Source organism: Brochothrix thermosphacta DSM 20171 = FSL F6-1036, assembly GCF_036884295.1.
Classification (GTDB): domain Bacteria; phylum Bacillota; class Bacilli; order Lactobacillales; family Listeriaceae; genus Brochothrix; species Brochothrix thermosphacta.
In genome coordinates, this window is sequence record NZ_CP145608.1 from 2,447,809 (window position 1) to 2,474,439 (window position 26,631).

At 35.4% G+C, this 26,631-nt stretch carries 26 protein-coding genes and 1 riboswitch; of the genes, 13 read left to right on the forward strand and 13 right to left on the reverse strand.

What is annotated here, in order from left to right; genetic code table 11:
- Positions 1–28 precede the first annotated feature (28 nt).
- Positions 29–205: a hypothetical protein gene (locus V6S17_RS12130; RefSeq protein WP_154657737.1), complete on the reverse strand. Its 177-nt coding sequence runs from the start codon at positions 203–205 to the stop codon at positions 29–31.
- 18 nt (positions 206–223) lie between these two features.
- Positions 224–679 (reverse strand): hypothetical protein, encoded by a 456-nt coding sequence (locus V6S17_RS12135; RefSeq protein WP_029091463.1) that lies wholly within the window; start codon positions 677–679, stop codon positions 224–226.
- A gap of 662 nt (positions 680–1,341) precedes the next feature.
- Between V6S17_RS12135 and V6S17_RS12140 the strand changes: the two genes are divergently transcribed.
- Entirely contained in the window at positions 1,342–1,794 is a 453-nt protein-coding gene (locus tag V6S17_RS12140; RefSeq protein ID WP_029091462.1) for a DUF5626 family protein, read from the forward strand.
- On the opposite strand, the gene V6S17_RS12145 is transcribed toward V6S17_RS12140, so the two are convergent.
- From V6S17_RS12145 to pfkB, 5 genes are all read right to left on the reverse strand, one after another.
- Entirely contained in the window at positions 1,784–2,296 is a 513-nt protein-coding gene (locus tag V6S17_RS12145; RefSeq protein ID WP_080712908.1) for a helix-turn-helix domain-containing protein, read from the reverse strand. The two genes, V6S17_RS12140 and V6S17_RS12145, sit on opposite strands and share 11 nt — an antisense overlap.
- Before the next feature lie 214 nt (positions 2,297–2,510).
- Positions 2,511–3,038: a DUF5626 family protein gene (locus V6S17_RS12150; protein WP_029091460.1), complete on the reverse strand. Its 528-nt coding sequence runs from the start codon at positions 3,036–3,038 to the stop codon at positions 2,511–2,513.
- 1,013 nt (positions 3,039–4,051) lie between these two features.
- The gene (gene lacD, locus V6S17_RS12155) at positions 4,052–5,011 is read right to left on the reverse strand and encodes a tagatose-bisphosphate aldolase (RefSeq protein ID WP_029091459.1); all 960 of its coding nucleotides are present in this window, start codon (positions 5,009–5,011) and stop codon (positions 4,052–4,054) included.
- 14 nt (positions 5,012–5,025) lie between these two features.
- Positions 5,026–6,912: a fructose-specific PTS transporter subunit EIIC gene (locus V6S17_RS12160; RefSeq protein WP_036027259.1), complete on the reverse strand. Its 1,887-nt coding sequence runs from the start codon at positions 6,910–6,912 to the stop codon at positions 5,026–5,028.
- 2 nt (positions 6,913–6,914) lie between these two features.
- Complete coding sequence (pfkB, locus tag V6S17_RS12165; RefSeq protein WP_036027257.1) at positions 6,915–7,841, reverse strand: 1-phosphofructokinase; 927 nt, start codon at positions 7,839–7,841, stop codon at positions 6,915–6,917.
- 144 nt (positions 7,842–7,985) lie between these two features.
- Between pfkB and V6S17_RS12170 the strand changes: the two genes are divergently transcribed.
- Complete coding sequence (locus tag V6S17_RS12170; RefSeq protein ID WP_036027275.1) at positions 7,986–8,762, forward strand: MurR/RpiR family transcriptional regulator; 777 nt, start codon at positions 7,986–7,988, stop codon at positions 8,760–8,762.
- Between the two features lie 165 nt (positions 8,763–8,927).
- Here V6S17_RS12170 and V6S17_RS12175 read toward each other — a convergent pair whose 3' ends face one another.
- Positions 8,928–10,577 (reverse strand): ABC1 kinase family protein, encoded by a 1,650-nt coding sequence (locus V6S17_RS12175; protein WP_029091455.1) that lies wholly within the window; start codon positions 10,575–10,577, stop codon positions 8,928–8,930.
- Positions 10,578–10,798: 221 nt separating this feature from the next.
- On the opposite strand from V6S17_RS12175, the gene V6S17_RS12180 reads away from it, so the two are divergent.
- Together V6S17_RS12180 and V6S17_RS12185 are read left to right on the forward strand one after the other, a co-directional pair.
- Positions 10,799–11,338, forward strand: a complete 540-nt coding sequence (locus V6S17_RS12180) for a folate family ECF transporter S component (protein ID WP_051457250.1) — start codon at positions 10,799–10,801, stop codon at positions 11,336–11,338.
- A 71-nt stretch (positions 11,339–11,409) separates the two neighbouring features.
- Positions 11,410–12,531 carry an aminotransferase gene (locus V6S17_RS12185; RefSeq protein WP_029091454.1) on the forward strand — a complete coding sequence of 374 codons (1,122 nt, stop codon included), beginning with the start codon at positions 11,410–11,412 and terminating at the stop codon, positions 12,529–12,531.
- Positions 12,532–12,539: 8 nt separating this feature from the next.
- On the opposite strand, the gene V6S17_RS12190 is transcribed toward V6S17_RS12185, so the two are convergent.
- Entirely contained in the window at positions 12,540–12,695 is a 156-nt protein-coding gene (locus V6S17_RS12190) for a hypothetical protein (protein WP_154657736.1), read from the reverse strand.
- A gap of 74 nt (positions 12,696–12,769) precedes the next feature.
- Positions 12,770–12,873: riboswitch (SAM riboswitch) on the reverse strand.
- A gap of 68 nt (positions 12,874–12,941) precedes the next feature.
- Positions 12,942–13,199: a GlsB/YeaQ/YmgE family stress response membrane protein gene (locus tag V6S17_RS12195; protein WP_029091453.1), complete on the reverse strand. Its 258-nt coding sequence runs from the start codon at positions 13,197–13,199 to the stop codon at positions 12,942–12,944.
- Between the two features lie 209 nt (positions 13,200–13,408).
- Here V6S17_RS12195 and V6S17_RS12200 point away from each other — a divergent pair, with 209 nt between their 5' ends.
- The 5 genes from V6S17_RS12200 (at position 13,409) to V6S17_RS12220 (ending at position 18,435) form a co-directional block, all read left to right on the forward strand.
- Positions 13,409–14,692, forward strand: coding sequence for an ABC transporter permease (locus V6S17_RS12200; protein ID WP_029091452.1), 1,284 nt, complete (start codon positions 13,409–13,411; stop codon positions 14,690–14,692).
- Positions 14,693–14,894: 202 nt separating this feature from the next.
- Positions 14,895–15,827, forward strand: a complete 933-nt coding sequence (locus V6S17_RS12205) for a VOC family protein (protein WP_029091451.1) — start codon at positions 14,895–14,897, stop codon at positions 15,825–15,827.
- Positions 15,827–16,432, forward strand: coding sequence for an alpha/beta hydrolase (locus V6S17_RS12210; RefSeq protein WP_029091450.1), 606 nt, complete (start codon positions 15,827–15,829; stop codon positions 16,430–16,432). The genes V6S17_RS12205 and V6S17_RS12210 overlap by 1 nt, the downstream gene beginning before the upstream one ends.
- Positions 16,433–16,445: 13 nt before the next feature.
- Positions 16,446–17,039 carry a flavin reductase family protein gene (locus tag V6S17_RS12215; protein WP_029091449.1) on the forward strand — a complete coding sequence of 198 codons (594 nt, stop codon included), beginning with the start codon at positions 16,446–16,448 and terminating at the stop codon, positions 17,037–17,039.
- A 487-nt stretch (positions 17,040–17,526) separates the two neighbouring features.
- On the forward strand, positions 17,527–18,435 hold the full coding sequence (locus tag V6S17_RS12220) for a magnesium transporter CorA family protein (protein WP_029091448.1): 909 nt from the start codon (positions 17,527–17,529) through the stop codon (positions 18,433–18,435).
- A gap of 40 nt (positions 18,436–18,475) precedes the next feature.
- Here V6S17_RS12220 and V6S17_RS12225 read toward each other — a convergent pair whose 3' ends face one another.
- Together V6S17_RS12225 and brnQ are read right to left on the reverse strand one after the other, a co-directional pair.
- Complete coding sequence (locus V6S17_RS12225) at positions 18,476–19,180, reverse strand: hydrolase (RefSeq protein ID WP_029091447.1); 705 nt, start codon at positions 19,178–19,180, stop codon at positions 18,476–18,478.
- A gap of 545 nt (positions 19,181–19,725) precedes the next feature.
- Entirely contained in the window at positions 19,726–21,069 is a 1,344-nt protein-coding gene (gene brnQ / locus V6S17_RS12230) for a branched-chain amino acid transport system II carrier protein (RefSeq protein WP_338061108.1), read from the reverse strand.
- Positions 21,070–21,368: 299 nt separating this feature from the next.
- On the opposite strand from brnQ, the gene V6S17_RS12235 reads away from it, so the two are divergent.
- Together V6S17_RS12235 and V6S17_RS12240 are read left to right on the forward strand one after the other, a co-directional pair.
- Positions 21,369–21,533 carry a hypothetical protein gene (locus V6S17_RS12235; protein WP_154657735.1) on the forward strand — a complete coding sequence of 55 codons (165 nt, stop codon included), beginning with the start codon at positions 21,369–21,371 and terminating at the stop codon, positions 21,531–21,533.
- A gap of 23 nt (positions 21,534–21,556) precedes the next feature.
- On the forward strand, positions 21,557–22,411 hold the full coding sequence (locus V6S17_RS12240; RefSeq protein WP_051457251.1) for a cation:proton antiporter: 855 nt from the start codon (positions 21,557–21,559) through the stop codon (positions 22,409–22,411).
- Between the two features lie 364 nt (positions 22,412–22,775).
- On the opposite strand, the gene V6S17_RS12245 is transcribed toward V6S17_RS12240, so the two are convergent.
- Positions 22,776–24,221 (reverse strand): helix-turn-helix domain-containing protein, encoded by a 1,446-nt coding sequence (locus tag V6S17_RS12245; RefSeq protein ID WP_029091445.1) that lies wholly within the window; start codon positions 24,219–24,221, stop codon positions 22,776–22,778.
- A gap of 259 nt (positions 24,222–24,480) precedes the next feature.
- On the opposite strand from V6S17_RS12245, the gene V6S17_RS12250 reads away from it, so the two are divergent.
- Together V6S17_RS12250 and V6S17_RS12255 are read left to right on the forward strand one after the other, a co-directional pair.
- Positions 24,481–25,311 carry a LysR family transcriptional regulator gene (locus V6S17_RS12250; protein ID WP_051535972.1) on the forward strand — a complete coding sequence of 277 codons (831 nt, stop codon included), beginning with the start codon at positions 24,481–24,483 and terminating at the stop codon, positions 25,309–25,311.
- 379 nt (positions 25,312–25,690) lie between these two features.
- Positions 25,691–26,623 (forward strand): L-lactate dehydrogenase, encoded by a 933-nt coding sequence (locus tag V6S17_RS12255; RefSeq protein WP_029091444.1) that lies wholly within the window; start codon positions 25,691–25,693, stop codon positions 26,621–26,623.
- Positions 26,624–26,631: the final 8 nt, after the last annotated feature.

Here is a 26,631-nt window from a genome sequence, read left to right on the forward strand (position 1 = left end):
CGATTTAATTTATTGTTCAAAAAAGCAGTTAAATAAAGACAGGTTTTTTAGAAAAAATATCTATTAACGCTGCGATTGTAATAAAAATAACTGCAAAAATGATAAATTCAATGATGTTATTTTGTATAAACATTGTTCTTGCAGAGATAAAATCCACTATCACCCAACTCATCAGAAAATTAATAAACAGTTTAAACATAACCATCTTTTCACATCTCCTTGATTAGTAACCTAAAACATTACATACAGTTCTAGTTACTTTATTTTGTCTTTTATAGGTTTTACAAAATTTCTTAGAGCCTGAATCTAACAATTTTTTACCTAACCACCCTAGACCTGCTCCAGCTAATGTTCTCGCACCCCACACTACCAAAAGGGGTATCACTCTAACATTTTTATAACCTGCTGCTCTTAACAAATCTGTTTTTTGCTTTTCAGAGAGCCTGTTAAAACTCGAACTTATTAAATCAACAGTTGTGTGAGACATCCCACTTTCTAAAAGGTACTCATCATCTATATATAATACGTCTTCAGTTTCATTATACTTGACGCTGAGACTTAAATTTAAATTGTCAAATCTTACAGATTCAGAATTTGCAGAAATAGAATTTGCAGGGATAACTAAACCTACCATCATTACACTCAATACTAGTATTATTAACTTTGTCACTTTTCTCATAATCATTCCCCCTTTACAATTTAAATTAACTATATAACATTGCTCTACTTAAGTAACGCACCAATTAGTTGCGCAATCTTTTTTCTAAGGTTTCTTGTTGAGAAACTGATTTTTCTTTTTCATCTGATTGATATTCAAGTTGTTCTATTTTTTTGAATCCCCTTTGAAAAGGTTTGTATATCAGCAGACAGCGTCCGCAAGGCGGAGCCGTAGCATACGCTTTTTCAATGTGGGAGTATTAGGGCTGTTTTTGTGTGATTTAATCATGATCACATGTCATACAGGGATTATACGAAATGGTGGTCAGTTTTTCATCTAAAAACGGTGCTGTGACAGCGATGTATAAGACGTGTATGGGTGATGGTGGGCGTGCGAGTTGAAAAGGCTGTTAGAATGGGTTTCTCAGACATGGTTTAGTTAACATAATTAGCCATTATGAGAAGTTGTAGTGCATTTTTATAATATAGGATAATCATTTAGTATCAATTTTGCAATAATAGAAATAATTGTGATAATAAAAATCAGAATAAGTAGTACTAAAATTATTTTTTTAAATAGTTTGAAAGGTAAGTTCAACGTTATCATAACCTTTATTTGTATTTGAAATAGTTATTTTAAGTTTTCTTTTTCATGTAAAATGAAAAAGAAAAGGAGTGATTGAGATGAAAAAAATAATGCTAGTAGCAATCTTTTTTTGTGCGTTTTTTTTAGTGGGAAACACCTATGTATCTGCGGATGCAAAAGTTGATTCGCAATATGATATGGAAAAAGGTGGAACTCAAATGTTTTATGAAACAGATGAGGATGGAGAATTAATTACTGTAATAGTAAGTGAAGATGTTGTAAGTCAGAGACTTGCAAATAAATCATATACTGTTAAGAAATCTAAGGCTTTACGATGGAAAATATCGTTCAAAGTAAATATTAAAAACAATAAAATACTATCTACGAATAGTTCGAATTTCGAAACAATCGTTGGAGCATTTTCTTCAGCAACATGTAAGAAAGACAATGCTACTCGTGCTAGTGCGAAGGCGACCTATACATTTATGGGTATTTCAAGCAATGTAAGTGTCATAGCTTCAATCAATAATAATAAACTAATTATTCAATAGTGACGGTACCTCCGAAATTAAAAACGTCACTTATCCACCCATATATAGCAAAAAAACTAACTGCAGTTATGATGACAGCTAAGAGGACAATCCATTTATATAAATGGTTGTCTTTTTTATTTTTAATCAAAACTAAAGGTAATGTAATAAAAATGAATGGTGCAAATAAAAATGTTAAACATAGTGTGATTAATAAAAACCAGCTGTCATCTGATTCATTTTTAGTAAGTATTTCTTTTATATTTGAAAGTTTTTTTTGTTGGGTGTGAATGGTGTGATTATTACTTTTAATTTTTTCTTTAAGACTTTCATTTTCTTTGGTGAGGTCTTGTATCGAAATTTCATAAAAAGAGGCTAGTATTTTTAAGGTATTAATATCGGGAGTACTTGATCCATTTTCCCATTTTGAAATAGATTGTCTAGAAATATTGAGTTTATTAGCGACTTCTTGTTGCGTGAAATTTTTGTTAAGTCGTGCCGATTTAAGTTGTTTTGCTAACATTATAAAGCCTCCAATCTAAAACTGTCATTCTGTATTTACAAAATGACAGTTTTATTAATTATATACAATTTAGTTGAGTACTGTTATTTTTTTAGCAACTATATTACAGTACTTTTTTTATTAATTTATAGATAATATATATAACCAGTACGACAACAGCAGTACTAGCTAACATTATTAATATTCCTGGGAAAACCATAAAAATCACCTCTTTTTATTTTACAGAGTAAACAATTTTGTTATTCGAGTTAATTTTAGCACGTAACCATCCATTCCATCCGCCAAAATCGTATACAGGTGTTGTGAATTCGAAGTATAGAGTGGCTTGTTTAGAATTGTCTAGTTTTAAGGTGTTTGATTTAAGACTAGCACCTAGAAAGAAGTAGGATTTGTCATAAGCCTTAGTTATTTTGTTCCCTTTTACAGTGAATTTAAAACTAGCATTAGCAACGCCGGTATACCAATAGGCTTTATAAGTTCCATTACTAGCTCTAAGAGAAGTATTGAAATCAGGTGAAATACCGAATGTAGCTGTTTCACCACTAGGCAAAACTACTTGTTTTTCTTGTGTCTCAAGTGAATTCAAGTCGAATTCACTTAAAATTGTTTCTGGAACTGAACTTTCTTCTTGTGGATAAGGATCTTTTTGATTTGCTGAAACTCCGTTAGGTAGAATCAATAAAGAAATAGTGATACTGAAGATACTTGTTAAAGATATAATTAATTTTAATGATTTTCTCATAATAATTGCCTCCCTTTTTAGTATGAGATAAGTATCTAATGAAAATGAATTTAATTAACGCACTAATCAGTTGCGCAACCGATTTACGTGGTTGCACACCAATGATATCAACGGTTTACTATTTATATATTTAATCGAAAATAAATAGAAAAACGTAGATTTTAAACTATTTATCTAAAATATCTTGCAAATAAAGAGTGATAGAGTTAACCTTAGGTTAATAAATAAACGAACGTAAACAGCAAAAAAGCCATCAGCTCCCCAGCCGATGACTTTTTATAAACTAAGTAAGAAGGACATTTCTTACAAAGTTTTGCTTATAGCTCTTATGTTTTAAAACAGTAAGTTCTTAAGAAACTAATTAAGTTTCATTAGATACACTGATTTTATCGCAAGTAAGTCAAATAATCAATCGGAAGAATTAAAAAAAACGATTGTAGCAAATCTTTGTTAAGTATAAACGTACTTCTCACAAGGTTTTAGCTACAATCGTTTTTTGTTGTTTATTTTTAGAACATACAACTAAATAACAGTTTTAAAAGAAAGTTTTGTGGGTTAGTGGCCGTAGTGAAAAGGAGACACTCGCAGTTTACTGTTCAGGTTATGATGGTATTCGGCGTAAGGCAGTGGACGATTGAAGAACTGTCAAAGCTCTAAGTGATGTGACAACACCATAAGAGAAACGAACAATCGGGGGCGATAGATCACGCTCTTACGTACGACTGTAGTTATCCATTTACTAGTAGGCGGCGAAGAGTAAGTGTCATACTTGCGTAAACGGCTTTCAGAGCGTCTTACAGGAACATTAGCGAAAGACCGAAAGGTTCGAAAGGTTAGAGTGCGAGGGCAAGAATCGGGCGTACAAAAGCTAATGACGAGCAATCAGCGTAAATGATAACCACAATGAGGACACCCCTAAACGTAAACAAAAAGCCATTGATGTTTTAATCAATGGCTTTTTTGACAGCATGCATCGTTATATGATATTTTTTAACATTTGCCATGAAGTGACATTAGTTAAATAATGGCGTGGCTGTTTCATTCAATACATTATTTAAGGCAGCCATATTTGCTTTCCCTTGAGATTTTAACCAATCACGTGCGATAGCTTCCCCCTCATTGGCATATACGACTGTACTGTCTTTCCAAGTGGCACGTCCACATAAAACACCATTGAAGGTTGAACCCGCTTCAGCTGCAAAACGTAAGGTGTCTTGAAAGAGCTGTGCACTAACCCCTGCACTTAAAAAGATGAAAGGTAAGGTCGTTGCATCACTTTGCGCTTTAAAGTGCGCTAACGCTTCCTCACGGCTATAAACTGTTGTGTCACCAAAACCTTCCACATAGTTCATCGTTACAGGCACTTCCACTTTTAAAACATCGACCTGATAAGCAGCTTTCGAGAACTCTTTCATCGCTTCAATAACTTTATGCGGTTTTACTTTGGCATATTTTTCGCCTGTGACATCCTCATCGGTTGCATCATATGTGACGATTTCTAAAAAGAACGGAATATCCTCTGCTTTACATTCCGATCCTACTCGCTCTATAAACACATGTTTTTGTTCATTGATACGCACATCTTCATCAACATCATAGTAAAGTAAAAATTTAACGCCATCCGCCCCTTCTTCTTTCATCCGTTTAACAGACCACTCAGGCAACAAATCAGGTAATCGCCCTACTGAATTAGCATCATAGCCTGTCTTTTCGTAAGCAATTAGTAAACCTGCATTACTTGCTCGTGCTTGAGCTGCTGGCAAACCATATTCTGGATCGAGTAAGATAGAACTCGCATAGGGGGTTAATTCTTCCGATACGCAGACTTTGAATTGCTCAATGGCTGTATCAGATACTGCGCTACCCTTTCCGAGCATTTTCTTTAATGAGCCACGCTGATCAATGGCTAATGCACCGATAATCCCTTTTTCATTGCTTAACCGTTTCAATGCTTGCTGTTTGTTTGTTGTCATCTTATATCCTCCTATTAATTAACTTTATTTTGGAATAAATTGTAAATCGTCGTTGTGTCTGTTGCTGTTTTAAGCTCAGTGATAAAATCGTCATGCACTAATAATTTGGCAACATCCGATAAAACATTCAGGTGATTGCTACTGCCACCCGTTGGAATAAACATTGCTAATACATGCGTAGTAGGCTGTCCATCCAAGCTATCCCAATCAACGGGTCGAGCCAATGTCACCACCATTAAAGCAGGCCGTATCACTGCATTATTCTCTGTGTGAGGAATAGCAATGCCCTGTTCCATTCCCGTACTTCCTTGCTGCTCTCTCTTTAGAAAACCATGATAGGTTGCAGCAGTATCACTAATAATGCCCTTTTCTTTAGCGATAGCCGCTATGTTTTGAAGCACTTCATCTTTGTTACTTCCTTGAACAGCCAAGCTGATGTTCTCTTTTTGAAGAACATCTTGTATTGTTGATACTGTCTGCGGCGTTGTCACAGTGGCGTTCTCTGTGGTTATTTTTTCTTTTGTAAAAATACGTTTCTGATTAATCGCCATCAAAATACCACTTACTACCGAACCAATCACAATTGCCATCACCCATAAAGCACCATGCGTTACAATCGGCAAGACAATAAATCCACCGTGTGGAGCTGGCACTTGCACATGCATCATGTAAGTTAAAACAGCCGCAATAGATGACCCGAGCATTAAAATCGGCAAGATAATTAAAGGGTTCCGGGCAGCAAATGGAATTGCCCCTTCAGTAATATGCGTCGAACCCAGCAAGAAGTTAACATAGCCTGCACTTTTATCACTTTGATTGTAGTATTTACGTCCAAAAAGAACGGCAAACCCTGTCGCCAACGGGGGAACGATACAAGCAGCCGATACACCCGCCATAAAATAGAAATTACCTTGAGCCAACAACGCTGTTCCGGTCACATAAGCTGCTTTATTGACTGGCCCCCCCATATCAAAGGCACACATCATCCCTACAACAATCCCTAAAATTAATGGGTTTGTATTTTGTAACCCTGCTAAAAACGACATCATTCCTTGATTGATCGCTTCCATCGGTGCAGATAAGAACCACATTGTTAAACCAGCAAGAAAAATACCAAGAACCGGATATAAGAAAATTGCTTTTAAGCCATTTAAAGCAGGTGGTAGTTTTCGCAAAGCATACTGCAATCCTAAGACTACATAACCTGCAAGAAAACCACCGACGATTCCGCCTAAGAAACCTGTTTCATTCGTATAAGCAATCATTCCGACGATAAAACCAATAATTAATCCTGGACGTTTTGCAATTGCTTCTGCAATATAAGCGGTCAGAATAGGCACCATCAAACTCATTGCCAAGCCACCGATTGAATTCAAATAGAAGGCAAATTGGTTAAATTCCTCACTTTTAGAGTCTGCTGAATAAATACCAAACATGAATGAAATCGCTATCATTACTCCGCCCGCTACAACTATCGGTAACATGTGTGACACACCATTCATCAGAGCAACATAAATACCGTGACCAATTGATTTTTTAGGTCTTTTTTCTGCGGACTGTTGTGGTTCGCCTGTTATCGAAGCACCTGGCATTATCGGTGCCGTTTGATTAACAATTGCGGCGATAAGAGCCGCAGGATCTTTAATACCTCTTGTGACAGGTACATTAATCACTCGTTTTCCAGCAAATCGTTCTGCATGAACGTCTTTATCAGCGGCAATAATCACGCCATCTGCTTCTGCAATGTCGGTATCAGTTAATTCATTTTGAACGCCTTCTTGCCCATGTGTTTCAACCTTAATTGTTAGACCTTGTTTTTTAGCTTCTTCCTCGAGTGCTTCTTTAGCCATAAATGTATGAGCAATACCTGTAGGACAACCTGTTGCAGCAATGATCTTCATCTTCAATTCCTCCCTATTTTTAATTCGATTGTTTGACGAAGTTTTTCAATATCTGTTAAATCACTAATACCTGGTTGAAATGCAGTGGATGATCCTGCTGCAGTTGCATAAATTAAAGCTTCTGCGATACTTTCTCCTTTTTCAAGTGACCCTATAAAGGCCGCTAATAACGTATCCCCTGCACAAGCCGTATTCACTACTTTTCCCTGTGGTGCTGTCGTCTGATAGATGTCACCTTGTGCCGTGACTAACAACGTACCCTTTTCCCCACGCGAAACCAATACATTACGCGCCCCTTTCTTTCGTAATTCGTTAGCGGCACCAATAATGGCTGCTGTACTTACTAATGCTGGTATTTTTAACCATGTTGCTAATTCTTCGTCATTAGGTTTAATGAGATAGGGCTGATAAGTCAAACATTCCAGCATAATATCAGAACTTATATCCATTACAAGCTTAAATCCTTTACGTAATGATAATTCAGCAATTTCAACTAATAACTTTTCAGGAACCCCTTGAGGCAAACTGCCAGAGACAATCAACATATCTTTTGTTCCTAAAATCGCTAACTTTTCTAATAGCTGGTGTTGTGACTGCTCAGAAATCATCGGTCCTTGATTAACCGCTTTATATTCTTTTTTATGGGCTCGTATAAAGGTATTGATTCGCGTAATCCCATCGATTGAAATAAAATCTGTTGCAATTTCTTTATTTTGAAGGGTTTCTTCGATAAAATCACCTGTGAATCCCCCTAAAAAACCCGTTGCTGTGTTGGCGATTTTCATTTTTCGCAAAACAAAAGAGACATTTACACCTTTACCATTTGCCTGATACTCTTCATAATAACTGCGATTTACTTCGTCTGGCTCAAAACTATCAAATTGACAAAAAAGATCAATAGCAGGGTTCATTGTACAGGTTACTATCATGTTCTTTCACTTCCTTTTCTCTTTCTATATTCAGTATCACACGAAAAAAGTTGTAAATGTTTTCCAAATACCGTACATTAAGTACAATAACAGGTAAACGTTTACAACTTATGAAAGGTCGTGATTTTTATTAAAACGAACATTATGAAACTCATTAACGCTAACTATCCTTCAATGAGTGAATCTGAACGTCATTTACTGCATTATATTACACAACATATCGATTTATTGCCTAATCTTTCAATTATTAAACTGAGTGAAGAAGCCAATGTTTCAACTGCAACAATTGTCCGCACGATGAAAAAATTAGGCTTTAACGGCTTCACGGACTTTAAAATCCGTTTAAAAGATGAAAATGAAACCAACCCTCGTTTTGCAATCATTGAGCAGGTGGATCAAGAAATTCAAACTGCCATTCTAAAAAATGCTCTAGAGGTTACCAAAACAATTCAACTCTTAGAAAGCGGCACAATTGAAGATACTGTGCAAAAAATCCGCCACGCTAAACGTGTTATTTTACTCGCCCGTGGTTTTTCCGAAATGATTGCCCAGGAAATGCAAGTGAAATTACAGTTACTCAACACTTACTGTGAGATGTATAGTGATCCGAATATTATTAGAATTGTTAGTACTCGGCTTAACCCTGACGATGTCATTATCTGTGTGTCTTTAAGCGGTGAGACGAGTGAACTTATAGAAGCTGCCCAAAATTGCCAAGCACAAAAAGTGACCTGTATTTCCCTTACTTGTAGTCCTACAAGTAAACTTGCCTTACTTTCCGAACTCAACTTTACAGGCTATAAATCCGAAGACTCTCTCATTCCAGACTATGAAGTCCGTTCACGGTTACCACTACAAGTCATGGCACGCATATTATTAGATGCCTACGCAATTCGTACTGCACATACTAAAAATCAGTGATAGTTGGGCGACTAGTGTCTTTAATCAAGCAAGCCAAAACTTGTGAGCTTTCAGAGCAAATAAAAAAATCAGACATTAAATTAGAGTTTGGCTACTAGCGTCTCTAGCTTTATTGTCTGTCTTTAGTATTTCAATTGGGATAAATAAGAACGGCTTGTCGTTCTTTCACTTCTTCCTTATACGGCGGATAAGCCATACGAGTAATAACATAAAGAATAGAACGATTGTAAGTGCAGTGATTGCCATGATACGGAAGGTTAGGTTGTTAAAGGCGGCAGATCCTGAGGCACTAGAAAAACCAACAAACAGTCCTGCTGTCAAAATACTAAAAGCTAACAGACCGACGCCAAATATCAGCATATACGTCAACTTTTCGATTCTTTGTAACAGTTTATCATCCATATTCATCTCCATCTTCACAACGGGTTTGCCATCCTTCAATTGGTGTAACACTTCATTGATTGTCACTGGTAATTGTCGTGCGGCTTGATAAAGTAAATGGGCGTTACTTTTAACTTTATTACCCATTTTAGTTACATTCAATTGTTCCTTAACTACAATTGGTAACGTTTTTCTCAATATAACGGACATACTGAGGTTCGGTGTCAAAATTAGTAAGGTGTCTTGTAATTTTAAAATCGCTTGACCTATTTGTAAAAATTCAAATGGGATTTCAATCGTATAAGAGCGCGCAATCAGTAATATATCTTGAATCAGCTGACCATAATTAATATTGCTCATATCAGATTGTAAATACCGTGCCATCATACGATCAATGTCTTTTTCAAAAGCGCGTCTATTAATTTTATTCGTAGTATCTAAGCGTAACATCGCTACTGTAAAACTAGTTGCATCGCGATTAGATGCTGCGATGATGAGATCAATCAGCAACTCGTTTAAGCTTTCACTTAATTGACCGACATTACCAAAATCAAGCATTGCTAAAACGTTGTTTTCTAATAATTTAAAATTTCCCGGATGAGGATCTGCATGAAATAGACCATGTTCAAACAATTGCATTGTCAATGCTTCACAAATAGTTGTCGATAACTCTTCTTTCTCATCTTCTGTTAACCTACTCAACGTTTCTTTATTTAAATCCTCACCCATGATACGTTCCTGAATTAATAAATCTGCTGTGGCTAATTTTATTGCAACATCAGGGATATAAAGTTTCGGATGGTGATTATTATCTTGCATCGTCCGCATCGCTTGCGCTTCTTGTTTAAAATTCAATTCTGTTAATAAACTTCGTGAAAATTCACGAACGAGCAATACAACTTGTACTTCTCTAGCATAGAGTGAATTTCTTTCTGCAAGTTTCGCAAGTTCCTGTAGCGTTTCAATATCATGTTTCACTTGTTTTTCAATGTTGGGACGTCTCACTTTTAGGGCGACTGCTTCACCACTTTTTAGAACTGCGGCATGCACTTGACCTATCGAAGCAGCACCTAATGGTACTTCTTCAATGCTACTAAAATAACGTTCAGAGTGGCCCCCTAAATTAGCATCAATAATCGGTTTCATTTCAGAAAATGCTAAAGGTGTCACACTTTTTTGTAGTTTTTTTAATTCGTTGATTAATGAGGCTGGCAATTCATCGCCTCGCGTTGATAAAAATTGACCTAACTTCACAAATGTAGGGCCAAGTTCTTCAAGTGCTGCAATTAACGCTGCACTTTTTGTATTTTCACTATCATTTTTTTTATACTTACCTTTGATTAAACCCAATCGTTGCAAATAACTTGCACACCCATGTTTAATAAAAATAGCAATAATTTCAGGACCGCGTAACATTGGACGTAACTTCACCATAACTTCCATCCTCGCCTTCATTGTTTCACTTTCTTTCATCATACCCTATTCAAACAAATTATTGTTGTTGGACTAATGATTCTGCATTGATTAACTGTCATTTTTTCATATAAAAAACATTTTTTGGAAAATTTAGAAATTTTATAAAGACTATTCCTAATTAATTTGTTATATTTATCGAGTACCATTACTAAAATACCCGACCTGAGGAGGTTCTGCATTTGATAAAATATAAATTCACTACGCAACGCCTAGTTCTTCTTGCTCTTTTAATTGCGATGCAAATTATCTTATCTCGCTTTTTAGCGATTGAATTGGACTTTATTCGCATTAGTTTTGTCTTTTTACCCTTAATCTTGATCGGTGCTTATTATCCACCTCTTATTGCTGGCTTCGCCTGCGCATTGGCTGATACTGTTGGTGTCTTACTCTATTCAAAGGGTGTTCCCTTTTTCCCAGGCTACACACTCACTACTTTCTTAACAGGCTTTGTATATAGTATCTTTTTATACAATAAACCGAAAGTATTATGGCGCATCATTGTTTCACATGCGGTTGTTTTCTTCCTGTTAAATTCTGTATTGAATACGTATTGGCTTTCTATCATATTGGATAAAGCAGCACTCGCTCTTTTCCCAATCCGTTTATTAAAAAATGCCATTGTCTTTGTTATTGCTATTTTTATAAGTTATATTTTTTTCAAAAGCCAAACTATTTCTTCACTCTTAACACGTCTCTCAACTCCACGCACAAAAAAATAGAACTAATGGACAAATTCTGTATAAAAATGTAAAATGATTGTATAAAATACATTTTTTCAGGAGTTGTTTTCATGAAATTAGAACCTTTTGGCGTAGAAGATTGGATGAACATATACGAAACACAGTGCGAAGTGAATATTGCAGAATCATGTGTCGAAGCCTTAACAACTGAAGAACTGCTTGATTTTTCTGAGGATAAACAAGCAGCTATTTCAGATATTTTAAAAATGAAACTTACTTATGGCGACATTTTTGGTAGTGAAGCTTTACGTGAAGAAATTGCAAAGTTATATACGTCAATCACACCCGAACAAATTACAATTGAACATGGTGGTATTGGTGCTAATCACCTAGTGTTAGAAACATTAATCGAGCCCGGTGACCATATCGTTTCAGTACTACCAAATTATCAACAGCACTACTCTTTACCAAAATCATATGGTGCCGTTGTGGATTTTTTGCCGCTCATTCCAGAAAACAACTATATGCCTGATTTTGATGCTTTAGAAGCATTACTAACACACGATACAAAACTGATTGCGATTAATAATCCTAACAATCCGACTGGTGCTTTGATGGATGAAGAACAACTTTTACAACTGGTCGCATTAGCACGGAAATATGATGCCTATATATTATCAGATGAAGTTTATCGTGGACTTACATTAACTGGTGAGAATTTCACGCCTTCTATTTCTGATCTTTATGAAAAAGGTATCAGTACTAGCAGCATGTCAAAAACATTCTCGTTACCAGGGTTGCGTATCGGCTGGATTATTAGTCCGATTGAAATGGTTCCTGAACTGAATAATCATCGTGATTACAGTACGATTAGTTGTGGAATGATTGATGATTACCTCGCAACTTTAGCGCTTAAACACAAAGATAAAATCTTGGATCGTAACCTAACTATTGTTCGAAAAAACAGTCAATATCTTGCGGATTGGGTAGCTAAAGAACCTCATATCACCTATATTCAACCACAATCAGGACCGATTGCCTTATTACATTACGATATGTCGATAAAATCGACTGAACTCTGTCGTCGTCTTCAAAATGAAACGGGTGTCTTTCTTGTCCCAGGTTCAGTAATGGGGTGTGAAGGCGGCCTACGTATTGGCTATGCCAATGATCTTAGTGTTCTCGAAGAAGGTTTGGCTCGTTTTTCTCGTTTTTTAAGAACGTTCGATTAATGTAAAAGCTATTTCACTCGTAATTGTTTTTCTAGTTCAAGTACTTCTTGTTCAAGTTGGCGAATACGTTGTTGAATAGCTTTTTTTTCTTTGCGTTTTGCTGCTGCATGAATGGTACCAATAGTTACAGCTTCTTCACCTGCTTTAGTAAATGTTTCTCCCATTATATTTCCCTCCTCCCGATTCAATAAAAAAGTACCCTTCTACTTATTAGTGCGCAGAAGGGTACTTTAGAATGTTCTCATCTGCCAAGCAACAGTTTGCTTGTTGGATTTAGCACCGTGCTTTTGCCGGTTGCTGAGACTTCATCGGGCCATATCCCTCCATCTCTCGTGATAAGTTATTTAGTTTTCAGTAATTAAACTACTTTGTTTTTTTATCATAACATAATTCGTTTGATGTTGCAGTTTTTAGATATAATTACGTCTTGTTACCATACGAGCTAAAAATGAAATAAGTACGACAAAGAATAATGAACTAACAAGTGTTGGTACAATCGCAGTCGCACCAATAGCTGGACCCCATTGACCAAATAATCCTACACCAATGTTCGCAACACATGCACCTGCAATACCTGCAATACTATTAACTAACCAACTCGCAGGAATCTTATTATTCATAATTGCACCTGCACTTACACCAATAATTACGCCAATTAATAAAAACATATAGAACTCTCCCTTCTATGTTTGAATAGCATATTTACGTTTCTTTACATCTTTATTTTACTATAAATATCATATTTGTCCAATTTGTGAACTTTTATGTCATTCCCTTCTGAAAAATATTTTTATTGCCTTATTTCCGTCCCATTTTTTTCATATTTCTCCTCTATACTAATAGAACAATCGTTATTTTATAGTGAAAGGAGTTACCTATGAATTTTGTTAAATCGTTTTTTAAAAATACCATTTCTACGCCTGTTCGTTTCATTCTAAGCACCTTAGTTTGGATTGTTATCTGCACGCTGCTTTTAATCGGGCTTTCTTTACAACATGTCGCCGATAATGCCAGTTCAAATGCAAAAAAATCCATTGGTAGCACCGTCACTTTAATTGCGAAACAAAAAAAAGTTACTGAAGCTGCTTCAACTAATACTAATGAAACAATTTCTCTTTTTAAATCAAGTGATGTGAAAATCAGTGATGTAAAAAAACTTGCTGAACTTAAACATCTCAATACATATAATTTCGTGGTGAGTACACCAGCAATAGCAAACTTCTCAAATACACTCCAAGATATTACAGTCACTGGTGTATTATCTAATGCCGCAACTGAGGATTTCTCTAATGGTACCCATACCATTGTAAATGGAACAGGCATTTCTTCTGATACGGCTTCAAATGGTGTCGTGCTAGAAAAAAACATGGCTGCGTCTCACCATTTGAAAGTCGGTGAGACTTTCGAATTATTATCAGATCACGGAGATACGTTAAAAAAGGTTACTATCACAGGTCTTTACACAAGTAAAAATGAAAATTCTTCTAAAATTTATGCGCCTTATCAACTGGCTAAATCGTTGAAAGGACAAGGTTCCAAAGCAACAGTTGACCTTGCAACATTTACTTTAGATGGACCACAATATATTGCGGATTTTAAAGAAACAGCAGAACAAATGGAAACAATTGATTGGGATAAAAATACGTTAATCGGCGATGATAGTGCTTATCAACAATTAACAGGGCCTATCTCTGATATGCATGCGCTCGGTGAAAAACTAGTGTTTCGTACATTAATTATTGGGTTTCTTTTAATACTCCTTCTACAATTAACCTTTCTTTATTATCGAAAAAAACAAACAGATACGCATACACACATAACCGGTTTCAAACGTTTACTTAGCGATATACTACTACCAATAATTATTGCTTTGTTAATAGCTAGCATGAGCGCTACTTCTCTTACGAAAATAATTGCTGAACATAGTGCTTCACCTGTTATATCAAAAGTTGAACAGGTTTCTCCCATCGCTTTCTTGTTTGATCACACACAACAAGCGTCTATACAAAGCGTAAGTGCTACTCAACCGGCATTTAATTTGACAAGTTTTCCCTCTCTAGAATTGTTGTTTAAAACATTTGGATTGGCTCTATTCATCAGTATAATTGCTGTCAGTATTATTATTTTTATTTTATATCGTCAAAAAAAAACAATTAATTGATTACTTTTTGTAAGTGTGTTAAAATTCCTGTACATCGTAACTTTACCTGTCAACTGATAACTTCCAATACGTTTTATTCTTTTTTGTTCCTAAACAATCCATTATTGAATGTCATAATTTTGTTTCTATTGGGTAATATTTTATATAGCCTACTTGATATGACTAAGTATCAAGTCAATCATGGGTTCTTGGAGGTGATTTTATGAAAACACTTGGCATTCACCACGTGTCTGTTAATACCGATTCACCACAAGCGACAATCGATTTTTATACGCAGATACTTGGTTTACGCTTAGTTAAACAAACGGTAATTTATAATCAACCTGAGCTATTACATCTGTATTTTGGTGATTATTATGGTTCACCTGGGTCTATCATTTCATTTATTTCTGGAAAGCAATACGTACCTAACACAAATAATTCTATTAATACAATCAGTTTCAGAGTTCCCGAAAACGCTCTTGATTTTTGGGAAGAACGTCTGACGTACTGTGGGATTGCGAATCAACGTATCATGCGATTTTCGGAAGAAAGTTTGTCCTTCAAAGACAGTTCTGGTACATCACTTGAAATTACGGCGCGTAGAGAGCATACGTTGCATAATAAAGAGGTGTCTCATTCTACGATACCTTCTCAATTTGCAATAAATGGACTAGCAGGGATCACGCTCTATTCCGCTCATCCTGATGCAACTATAAAATCCCTTTCAGTTCTTGGGCTGACTTGTATCCATAGTGAAGGTTCCATTTCACGTTTTTCATCAGCTACTACGATAGGTAACATTATCGATGTTACTACCGTAAGTTCATCTGACGTCGTCACTAGTCCGTCAATCCATCACATCTGTTGGCGTATCGCTGAGAATGATCACTTGTCTGATTGGCAAGCAACTATTTATTCTCATGGGTATCTACCTACAGAAATTATCGATTATCAGTATTTTAAATCGATTTTTTTCAGTACACCCGGAGAAATTTTATTTGAAATAGCAACCGATACTCCAGGTTTTACGATTGATGAGCCGTTAGATTCTCTCGGTGAGCAACTCAAGTTACCTGCCGATTATGAGTCACATCGTCAAACCCTTTCAAAATTTTTACCACCCATCAACTTAAGAAAGAAGCGTGCTTACTAATGAAACATATTTTCAAACAAGGATTGGAACAACATCCTACTTTGGTTCTTCTTCATGGAACTGGCGGAAATGAACATGATTTACTCTCAATTGGCGAAATCATTGATCCTAATGCATCGCTATTGGGTATTAAAGGTAATATTTTAGAAAATGGGATGCCTCGTTTTTTCAAACGCTTGGCTGAAGGACTCTTTGATGAAGAAGATCTTCGCTTCCGTACTGAAGAACTGCATGATTTTATTGAAGAAGCTGCTCAAACATATGGCTTTGACAAAAATAATGTATTGCTGCTAGGGTATTCTAATGGTGCTAATATCGCCGGTAGCTTATTGCTTAATTATGGTAATATTTACCAGGGCGCAGCGTTGTTACACCCAATGGTACCTATGCGTCAAGCATCGTATCCATCACTTAACCAGACACCTATTTTCATTAGTGCCGGCCGTAATGATCCTATTTGTGCCATGCCTGAAACAGATGAACTCATTGAAATATTGGAAGAAGCTGGCAGTACGGTTAGCAGTTTTTGGCATGATTTTGGTCATCGTCTGACCGCTGAGGAAGTTGCTGCTACGAAGCAATGGTACCAACAAACATTTAACTAAGGAGAGCTCTCACATGATAACAATACGCCCTGAATCCATTAGCGAGCGTGATAACTACAAATTTCTCATAGGAAGTGTTATTCCTCGCCCGATTGCTTTTATAACAAGCATCAATTCAGAAGGAGTCGTAAATGGTGCACCTTTTAGCTACTTTAATATTGTCAGCTCTAATCCACCCTTGCTCTCCGTTTCAATACAACGTCGTAATGGTGAAAAAAAAGACACTTTGCGCAATATCGAACAACAGCAATCCTTTGTTTTGCATATTGCCGATGACGGTTACATCGATAAACTTAACCAAACTGCGGCTCAACTGCCGCCAAATCAAAGTGAGATATCACTTACAAACCTCACACTTATCCCTAGTGAAACAATCGCTACCCCCGCTATTTCTGAAGCAAAAGTACGTTATGAATGCACGGTTCAACAAATTGTTGACTTGCCTAATAGCGAATTAATTATCGCAAATATAACCTGTTATCATATTGATGATGAGCTCTACGCTAACGGACGGATTAATGCGGCTAAACTTAATCCTATTAGCCGTCTAGCAGGAAATGATTACGCTCATCTAGGAGAGACATTTACACTTGAACGCCCTCAATAATATTGACACCGTTGCAAATTTATTTGCTTACGGAGACAATATGGGACGGAAATTTCGACAGAAATTGAGTACCAATCCTTCAAAAAACCGAGTACCATTTCTTTGTTATCACCGTTGCAAATTTATTTGCTTACGAGGACGACAGCAATTACCCATCCTTATGTTAACGTCTTAATCATTTTTCCAGGCACCTTATTTTTAAAGAAGATATATTTTCATCTGTAATTCCAGATGAACTAGCTTATTATTAGAGATACGAGCTGACATTTTCAATCCCTCCTCTATAATTTTTATAGAGCTTTAATTTTGCAGGGATTATGAAAATGTCGCTTTTTTTCGAAAAAAATCACCTGTATCCTTTTACAATTTGACCTCTCATTACAAACATAAAGATGGTACACTATTAGTATCTAATAAGGATTAAAAGAATGCTTATACTAGAATTAAGCACCTTGAAAATCGTTATATTAAAAATAGGAGTACGCATATGATGACTAAAAAAACATTCAATAACAAACAAAATAACTGGATCAACCTTAACACTGACAATAAAAAAGAGTTCCGAAAACTTTCTGATGAATACGATATTGATGAAGATATTATTCGTTATTCCTTAGATAAAAATGAACGTGCCCATTTAGATTATGATAAAACAACCAATGTTCTAACATTAATCTATAACGTTCCAAACCAATTGAAGATAGATAATCATTACGAAACCATACCGATGACCTTTATTATCAAAGATCATACACTGATTACCCTCACAAATAGTAAAAATCATTATGTCTATTTCATGATGAAAAACGCTATAGAAAAAGATGACACTCTGAGTGTATTCGAATTTTTATTCAATAGTTTATTTATGATTACAGACCAATTTTTCCCCTATGTCGAAGAAATGAATAACGAGCGGACACGAGTTAGCAGTAAATTGAAGAAAAAAACCACCAAACAAAATTTACTATCCATGTCTGATTTAGAAACTGGTATTGTTTTTTTCATCTCAGCTTCTAAACAAAACGTTGTATTGCTAGAGCAAATAAAAACACACATTTTTTACAAAAATCTTGCTGCTTCTGAGAAAGAAGAATTAGATGACGCCATGATTGAAGCCAAACAATTGGTTGAAATGACTCAGCTTTCATCACAAATTCTGCAACAGCTCTCGGGTACATATAACAATGTATTGAATAATAACTTGAATGATACCATGCGGATTTTAACCGTTCTTTCCGTATTACTAACTATCCCTACAATTATCACAGGTTTTTTCGGTATGAACATGCCTTTGCCTCTTGAAAACAATGCATTTGGTTGGATTATTACTATTATTCTCAGTACTTTCTTATGGTTTTTACTCTCATTCATTTTGAGAAAGATAATGAAGAAATAAAAAAAACGTTCTACGCATTTGATTGCGCAGAACGTTTTTCTTATTTTTTATGTTTTTTATATTTACTCTCTTCTTGTTCACGGTAAGTTTCCATTTTTCGTCTGAAAAGTTCGCCGTTTGAAGGAGGTGTATAAGTAATTGCATTTGCTCCAGCTTCAATTGTTTCAATAATAGAGGCTGGGTTTTTACCACCCGTTGCAATAATTGGCAAATCAGGAAATTTACGACGAATAACACGCACAATATGGGCCGTATTTGAGCCACCACTTACATTGATAATTTTGATTCCCATATCCAATTTCTTTTGAATGTCTGTATGCTCTGAAACAACAGTGAGTACAAGTGGAATATCAATGAAATCCACAATCTTCTTAATGGTTTTGTTGGGTGTAGGAGCATTTACAACCCCTGCAATAGCGCCTTCAGATTCAGCAGCTAACCCCATGTTTACTGAACGTTTACCATTAGTTAAACCGCCCCCAATCCCAGCTAAAACAGGGATATCTGCCGCTTGGCAAATAGCATCTATAATCGTTGGATGTGGTGTGAATGGATAAATAGCAATAACCGCATCTGCGTTACAATTTTTAATAATCGCAATATCCGTACTGAAAATAATCCCTTTGATTAACTTTCCAAAAATACGGATACCACTGGCTTGTTGTATTTCCGCAGGTAACCGAATAATATCCTGTCTTAACGTACTTGTGAGTTCTGGTATTCCTTGTTCTTTTTTATTTTCCATAACTATCCCCTAACTTATAGTGACAATAGCTCATCACCATAGTGTAATCCCTAAAAAAACACATTGATTCAATTGTTTTATGGATCTCTATTTGGGAAGTATCCCACTTCGTATTTATCTTAACATAACATGCACAGCAGTTCTTCTATGACACTTAGCATATCTAGTAAAAGTCGAATAATTAACACGATTCGATAACTATAGCGCGACGCACTTCTTACTTTAAATGTGTTATTTTGCTCAGTTTAACTAATTCTTGTTCGATTTGTCAATAGTCAGGCTCTTTTATACTAAATTAACTTTTTTTCATTATAAAATCGTCCTAAATTGTTTCATCAACTGTTTTATTTATGCTGTCTATCCACCTCGATTACTAGAAGCTCACAACGCTTGAATAACAGCTATCAATGACAATTTTGAGTACGCTAATAAAAACTCATTAGATCATCTTTCCTTGTACAAAAAAAACAAGCTATTTCAAATAGCTGAAATAGCTTGTTTTATTTTATTATGACTTTATTAGAACTGTGATTGTAACTCACTATCTAATCATTAAAATCAGGTTTCACGCTCGGCTTAGTTAGTAATGCAATGATCCAACCGACAACCAGACCGATTCCCCCCATTACTACCCATCCCATCGAAATATCATAGAATGGTAAATAATTTGCAAAGAAAGTATCAATTGGTCCTAAGTTAATTTCCAATGCTTTACAGAACTCTGTGATCGAAATAACGGCTGTAAATAAAACTGTTGTAACGTACACTACTCGGCGACCACCAATCAAACCGTTAAGGAATGTTAGAAGTACCAGTACTACTGTAAGTGGGTAAACTGCCATCAATACTGGTACTGAATAAGAAATAATCTTATCAAGGCCAATATTTGCTACTAAACCACCAAATACAGCAAATATAACAACGAAAGTTTTGTAATTAATGCGAGGTAATAATTTATTGAAGTAACTTGCACACGCTGTAACAAGACCAATACTTGTTGTTAAACATGCCAAGAATACAATTGCTGCTAATAATACTTTACCAAAAGAACCGAAGTAGAATGTCGCTGCGCCTGACAACACTGGGCTACCATTAGCTTGCATGCCAAGTTCATCTACACTTTGCGCGCCTATTAAAGCAATAAATACATATATAAATGCTAGTAAACCAATCGCAATGAGTCCAGTTTTTGTACACATAACCGCGACTTCTTTACGTGTTTTTGCACCTACTGACTTAACAGCATTTACAACAATGATACCAAATACAAGTGCGGCTAAAGCATCCATGGTCATATAACCTTCGAGGAATCCACTGATGAATGAATCGTTAATATATTTCCCTGTCGCTGCAGTTTGTGTACCCATCGGTTTAAAGATAGATGCGGCAATCAAGACCAATATAACAGCTAGTAAAATTGGTGTCAGTATTTTCCCAACACGATCAACGATTTTTGACGGTGAAAGAGATAACCATAATGTAACACCAAAAAAGACAGCGGTGAAAATTGCAAGTCCCATTTTCATCTGATCAGCTTCCAAAAATGGCGCTACACCAACTTCAAATGATACTGTACCCGTACGTGGGAGTGCAAATAATGGGCCGATTGTTAAATACAAAACGATTGTGAAAATCAATCCATAGATCGGATGTACTCGGCTAGCTAAGCTCTGTAAATCTTCTTTTCCTGAAAGACCAATAGCCAAAATCCCTAAGAATGGCAGACCTGTTCCTGTAATTAAAAATCCAATAATAGCGGGCCAAACATGATCACCTGCTTCTTGTCCTAGAAAAGCTGGGAAAATAAGATTACCTGCGCCAAAGAAAAGTGCAAATAGCATCAATCCAATCGCAATGTAGGCACTGAAACCTATACGTTTATCCATCATTTGTTCCTCCTAACATAATTTGAACCAATCTCATTCTATGTATCTTTACTTACTATGAAAGACCATCGTCTGAATTGTCTGACATTTCAGAAAATAAAAAACGCGTAGAACGGACTATAATTCTTAGTCTTAACAATCCCCATTATACAGTAAGCAGTCAATAGATAAAAGCTTTTTTTAGTTATTTTTCTAGTTATTTTTTTAAATAGAAAGCCCTCTCAATTTTATGTTATAATTAACTGATTATTACATCTATTTTCTGGATTTTATTAACCATACTATCTTAGGAGGTTTGTTTTATGCTCTTATTTCAACTTGTTGTTATTTTAGCTGCTGCAAAATTATGTGGCCACTTAGCCGTTCGAATTGGTCAACCAGGAGTATTAGGAGAGTTAATTGCCGGTATTTTGATTGGACCTGCTGTACTTAATATTTCACTCCCTCGGAACTCATTACCATTTTAAGTGAAATTGGCGTTATTTTCCCGATGGTTGCTGGCTTTATGATTGGGGAATTTGCCGGTATGAATACCGTCCACTCGCTTTTCCTTGGTCTAGTATTTGCGGCGACTTCTGTTAGTATTTCAGTCCAAACCTTTAAGGAACTCGGAGAATTTTCATCAAAAGAAAGCGTTACGGTATTAGGGGCGGCTATTTTAGATGATATTATTGCGATTGTCGGCTTATCTATTTTAATTGGATTTATGTCGAGCGGTGATACCAATTTATGGCCGTTATTTGGCAAGTTCGCCGTCTTTATTGCTTTTTCTGTTCTTGCTTGGCGTGGCTTACCGTGGTTAATGAAAATTCTCGCTCGTTTACGCGTTTATGAGCCGCGTATTTGCGCCGCAATACTTGCCTGCTTCACCTTTGCTTTTGTTGCAGAAGAATTAGGGTTATCAGCTATTATCGGTTCTTTCATGGCTGGGTTAATTCTTGCTAAAACTGATCTACAGTTAGAACTACAACAAAAAATTGAACCGTTAGCACAAGCACTCATTATTCCTGTCTTTTTTGCAAGTATTGGCCTATCTATGCAACTTGATGGTTTAAAAGAACATATTTGGTTAGTCGTCATCTTGTGTGTTATGGCTGTTTTCACGAAAATCATCGGTTCTGGTATTGGCGCACTACTGACTGGGTTCAAACCTAAATCTGCTCTTATTGTAGGAACCGCAATGATGTCACGTGGTGAAGTTGCGCTAATATTAGCCGCATTAGGGCTGCAACAAGCCTTGTTCCCCGAGGTTTATTACGCACCTATCTTGATAGCTATCATCTTTTCTACAGTGCTAACACCCGTCTTACTTAAATATTTTATACATTGGAATCGTAAACCCTAAACAATGTAATGACTCCTATACTAACACTGAATATTTGTATTTACACTTATAGCATGTTATACTATAAACATATAGTAATAGAAATGTACGGCATTCTACTAGTTGTTTTTGTAGATACTTTTTCACACTGGCGTGGCTATAGGGCCACAAGGACGTAAAAGAAGGTAGGGTTTACGTTGCTTAAGTTAGAAAGCACGAGTCGAGAATGATACCGCGGTTTTAAACAGCTTGAACTGTTTATATTATAATTAAAAACGGGCCCAATGTAAGGCCACTTAATATTGAATTTCACATTTTTTGTTACCTATTAAAGAGCCCCTCTGGCATTGAAGAGGGGCTCTTGTCCATTTATCATTTATTTTACTCACCTAACTTTATGAATACTTTCTTCAATTTCACCCCACTTCTTCTTATCTGGAAAGAAAGAAAAAGTAATGACATCTGTATTCTCGATGTATAGACCATTAACATCTGTTAATACCAAATTATAGTGATGTCTATTTTTTTTGATGTTTTTCAAGTGCTCCTCCCTTAAAATAACCAATGAACATTCATCTTTATATTCTTGTTTAATATAGTCTGCCAAAAAAAGTTGATGTCGTTCATCACAGTTAAAATAAAGACATATTTTAACGACTCTTTTCTTTTTAAGATCCTTAATTAGATTCTCCCAGCGTATCAACACACAGTAACTTAGCTTATAAATTAGTTCCTCGGAATACATTCCTTGATTGAAAAATTCTCGGAATACTTTCGAAAATGCACGATGAAAGTCATTGATTTCAATAGTTACATCCGTAATAAAGTCTTTATGTTTATTAAATAAAACACCATTATTTTTGTATAGTCTATTCATCTCATTAAATAGTTCTTGCAAAACAAATTCCCTATTAGGTATTTCAATTTCTAATTTAGAAGACAATTTCATTAAAAATTCATCACATTTACAATAGTCTCTATCAAAAAATAGGCTATCATCGTTATTTTCAGCCTCCATATTTACTTGCTTAATATCCTTTTCTCTACTGTCATATAAGATAGCGAAGACTTGCTGCAATGACTGAGGTTGTATCTCTAAATCAAATAGCGCTTGAAATTTGGCTACAAAAGACGGATTATCCAAAATCATTTTAAATAAATCATTATCATTTATGGGTTTCATATCTATATAATGATTGTTTGATGTTCGTATACAGGCAACTATTATGCCTACTTTTAATTTTTCTCTATTTATATTACTGATTTTAGTGATCTTATTTTCATATAACGCCAACAATTCATTGCTAAATGTTAATTGCTCCGTCGAAAACACCGCACTGCTTTTTTGATATTTTTCCAGTACTAAATTTATTAAGAATTGACGGATTCTAAGTTCATCACCACATATTTTAAAAGGAGATGATGTAATATGTATGTTACACACAGATAATTTTTCATTAAGAGTGTGTACTAATCGATTAAGTGTTGACTTACTAATGTACAATTCCTCACATAATTTACACGCTGAAAAAGGTACATTGAAAGCAAGCATCTCCAATAATCTAAACTCAGTACTGTCTCTTAATATGTACATATAAATGGCATTCTTGGAATAATTACTAAAAAAACGAATACAAAAGCCTTTTTTTCTAGAATATTCCAGCTTAAAAAAATTAGCATTGCAGTTTAAATCCTCAAGATCTGATCGAATCAGCCTTTCAGCTAAACCAAGTTTTTGTGACATGCTTTTAGTAGTAAGCCACCCCTTGTCATACAACATCTCTAATAAAATTAAATGTCTGAAAGAACGGTTGTTCAACAAATATCGCATTATCTATACTCCCTTTTTAAAATTTAATTTAAAACTTCTATTTACAACAATATACTGTCACTGTATTCTCACGTTAACTAAAGTTTTACAACTTACTTAATGATAGTCCCTCTGCACTGTCGTTGTGAAATAAAGATTTCTAATACTATGATTAAGAATATCTATTTCATGTTTTTTTATTTTTAATTCAAAAAAAAGCTTTTATTCCATAAATGAAGTAAAATTAAGAATATATTGCCATAAAAAATGGGAGGAGTTTATGCTTTCTTTATTGCACACCTACGTGACCGTTTATGAACTGCGTAACTTTTCAAAAGCTGCTGAGATGTTATATCTTTCCCAACCAACAGTATCTGTACATATACAGAAATTAGAAGAGATGACAGATACCCCTCTCTTTATTCGAAATGAAAAAAAAGGGGTTGAACCGACTGAATTTGGTGAAATATTTTATATAAAAGCACTCAACTTAATCAAAGATTGGGGAAGTACCCTTGATGAAATAAAGCAAAAGAAAACAAATCGTAAACACTATACTATCTTAATATCCCATTCAATTGCAGAAATGTATTTCAATAATTTCATACCTAGTCTTATTCTCACATTTTCTGAATTTGATTTTGATTTCCTTGTGAAAAATTCAGAAGAAATTATACATGCCCTTACGAACGAAAAAAATGTAATTGGCTTGATTGAAAAACCTACCAACCGTTCTGATTTTAATGAAACAATCTTATTGGAAGACCAAATGGTTCATGTCGGCAGTCAAGATTCGCCTTACTGGATTGAACGCGAAGAAAATTCTGGTATGCGTTTCTATCAAGAACTTTATTTGGACCAAAAAAAGCTCCATCTTCATACAATCACAACCAACAGTCTTAGTTTTCTTGTTAAACTGCTAGAAAACAATATCGGACAAACGTTAGTGTCTAAAAAGGCGTTAGATTATTTACCGCAATCCATTGATTGGAAAGATACTCAGTTGAAACGTCATCTCACTCTGATTCAAAAAACTGAACCGCTCAAAAATTCAGATGCCGGAAAACTGACTACTTTTCTAAAAACACAAATAAAAAAACAACAACCTTAAAAAATTAAAGAAGTACTCTTGAAATATGACAGTTCGAGGTGCTTATTTGATTTTTCTAGTTTTACCACCGCACTATTACTCAATTTTATAACCTTATTTAAAAATCAAATAGCGTTATTTTTCAATAACTTATGTTTGAATAAAAAAGCTAACTACCCTTGGTAATCCTTTCTCTCAGTTGCGTTTCCGTTGGCACATTCTGTATTTTCTCAAAAAAACAAGGAGGTTTTGCAGTTATTAAACGCTCTTTTTTGTTAGATTTGTCTAAAATATTTCGATTTCAAAGACCGCTTTACTTCTAGTTATCTTTTTTTCATTGAACTCCGTTTTAAAATGCTGAATAATTAACTTATAAATAAAAACTAAGGAGTGACGCATTATGAAAAAAACAACAACTAAAGTAGGTATCGTTGGCACAGGATTTGTTGGTTCTAGTATCGCCTATGCGATGATCAATCAAGGAATCACTAATGAACTTTTTTTAATCGATGTTAATAATGAAAAAGCAAAAGGTGAAGCACATGATTTAAGCGATGGTATCGGATGGGGTCAAACAAACGTCACTGTTTTTGCTGGTGATTATAACGACTGTAAAGACGCTGATATTATGGTCATTACTGCAGGTATCAACCAAAAACCTGGGCAAAGTCGTCTTGATTTAGTAGACACCAACGCTAAAATAATGACTGATATTACCAATAGTATTATGGCTAGTGGATTCGATGGCATTTTAGTTATTGCAAGCAATCCTGTCGACGTATTAACTTATGTTGCTTGGAAAGCATCTGGATTACCTCATAGTCGCGTTATTGGTACAGGAACTACTCTAGATACAACAAGACTTAAAAGTGCGGTTGCGGCTAAATTAGCGGTTGATCCTCGTTGTGTTCATGGTTATATTATTGGTGAACACGGTGATTCTGAAACAGCCGTTTGGTCACATACAACAATTGGCGGAAAAAACATCCGCGAGTGGGATGGTATTACTGAAGAAGTTCTAGAAACAATGTACGTTAACGTTCGTGATGCTGCTTATGATATTATTGACAAAAAACAAGCAACCTATTACGGGATCGGGATGAGCACAACTCGTATTGTTAAAGCTGTTCTTAATAACGAACAATGTGTGCTTCCAATTTCAGCCTACCAACAAGGGGAATACGGAGTGGACGATGTCTTTACTGGAACGCCTGCTATTGTTGGACAAGAAGGTGTGCGTGAAATTATTGCTCTGCCTATCTCAGATTCTGAACACAAACAATTTTTGAATTCAGTTGATCAGTTAAAAACAACGATTCGCTCTATCAAATAATCTAATAA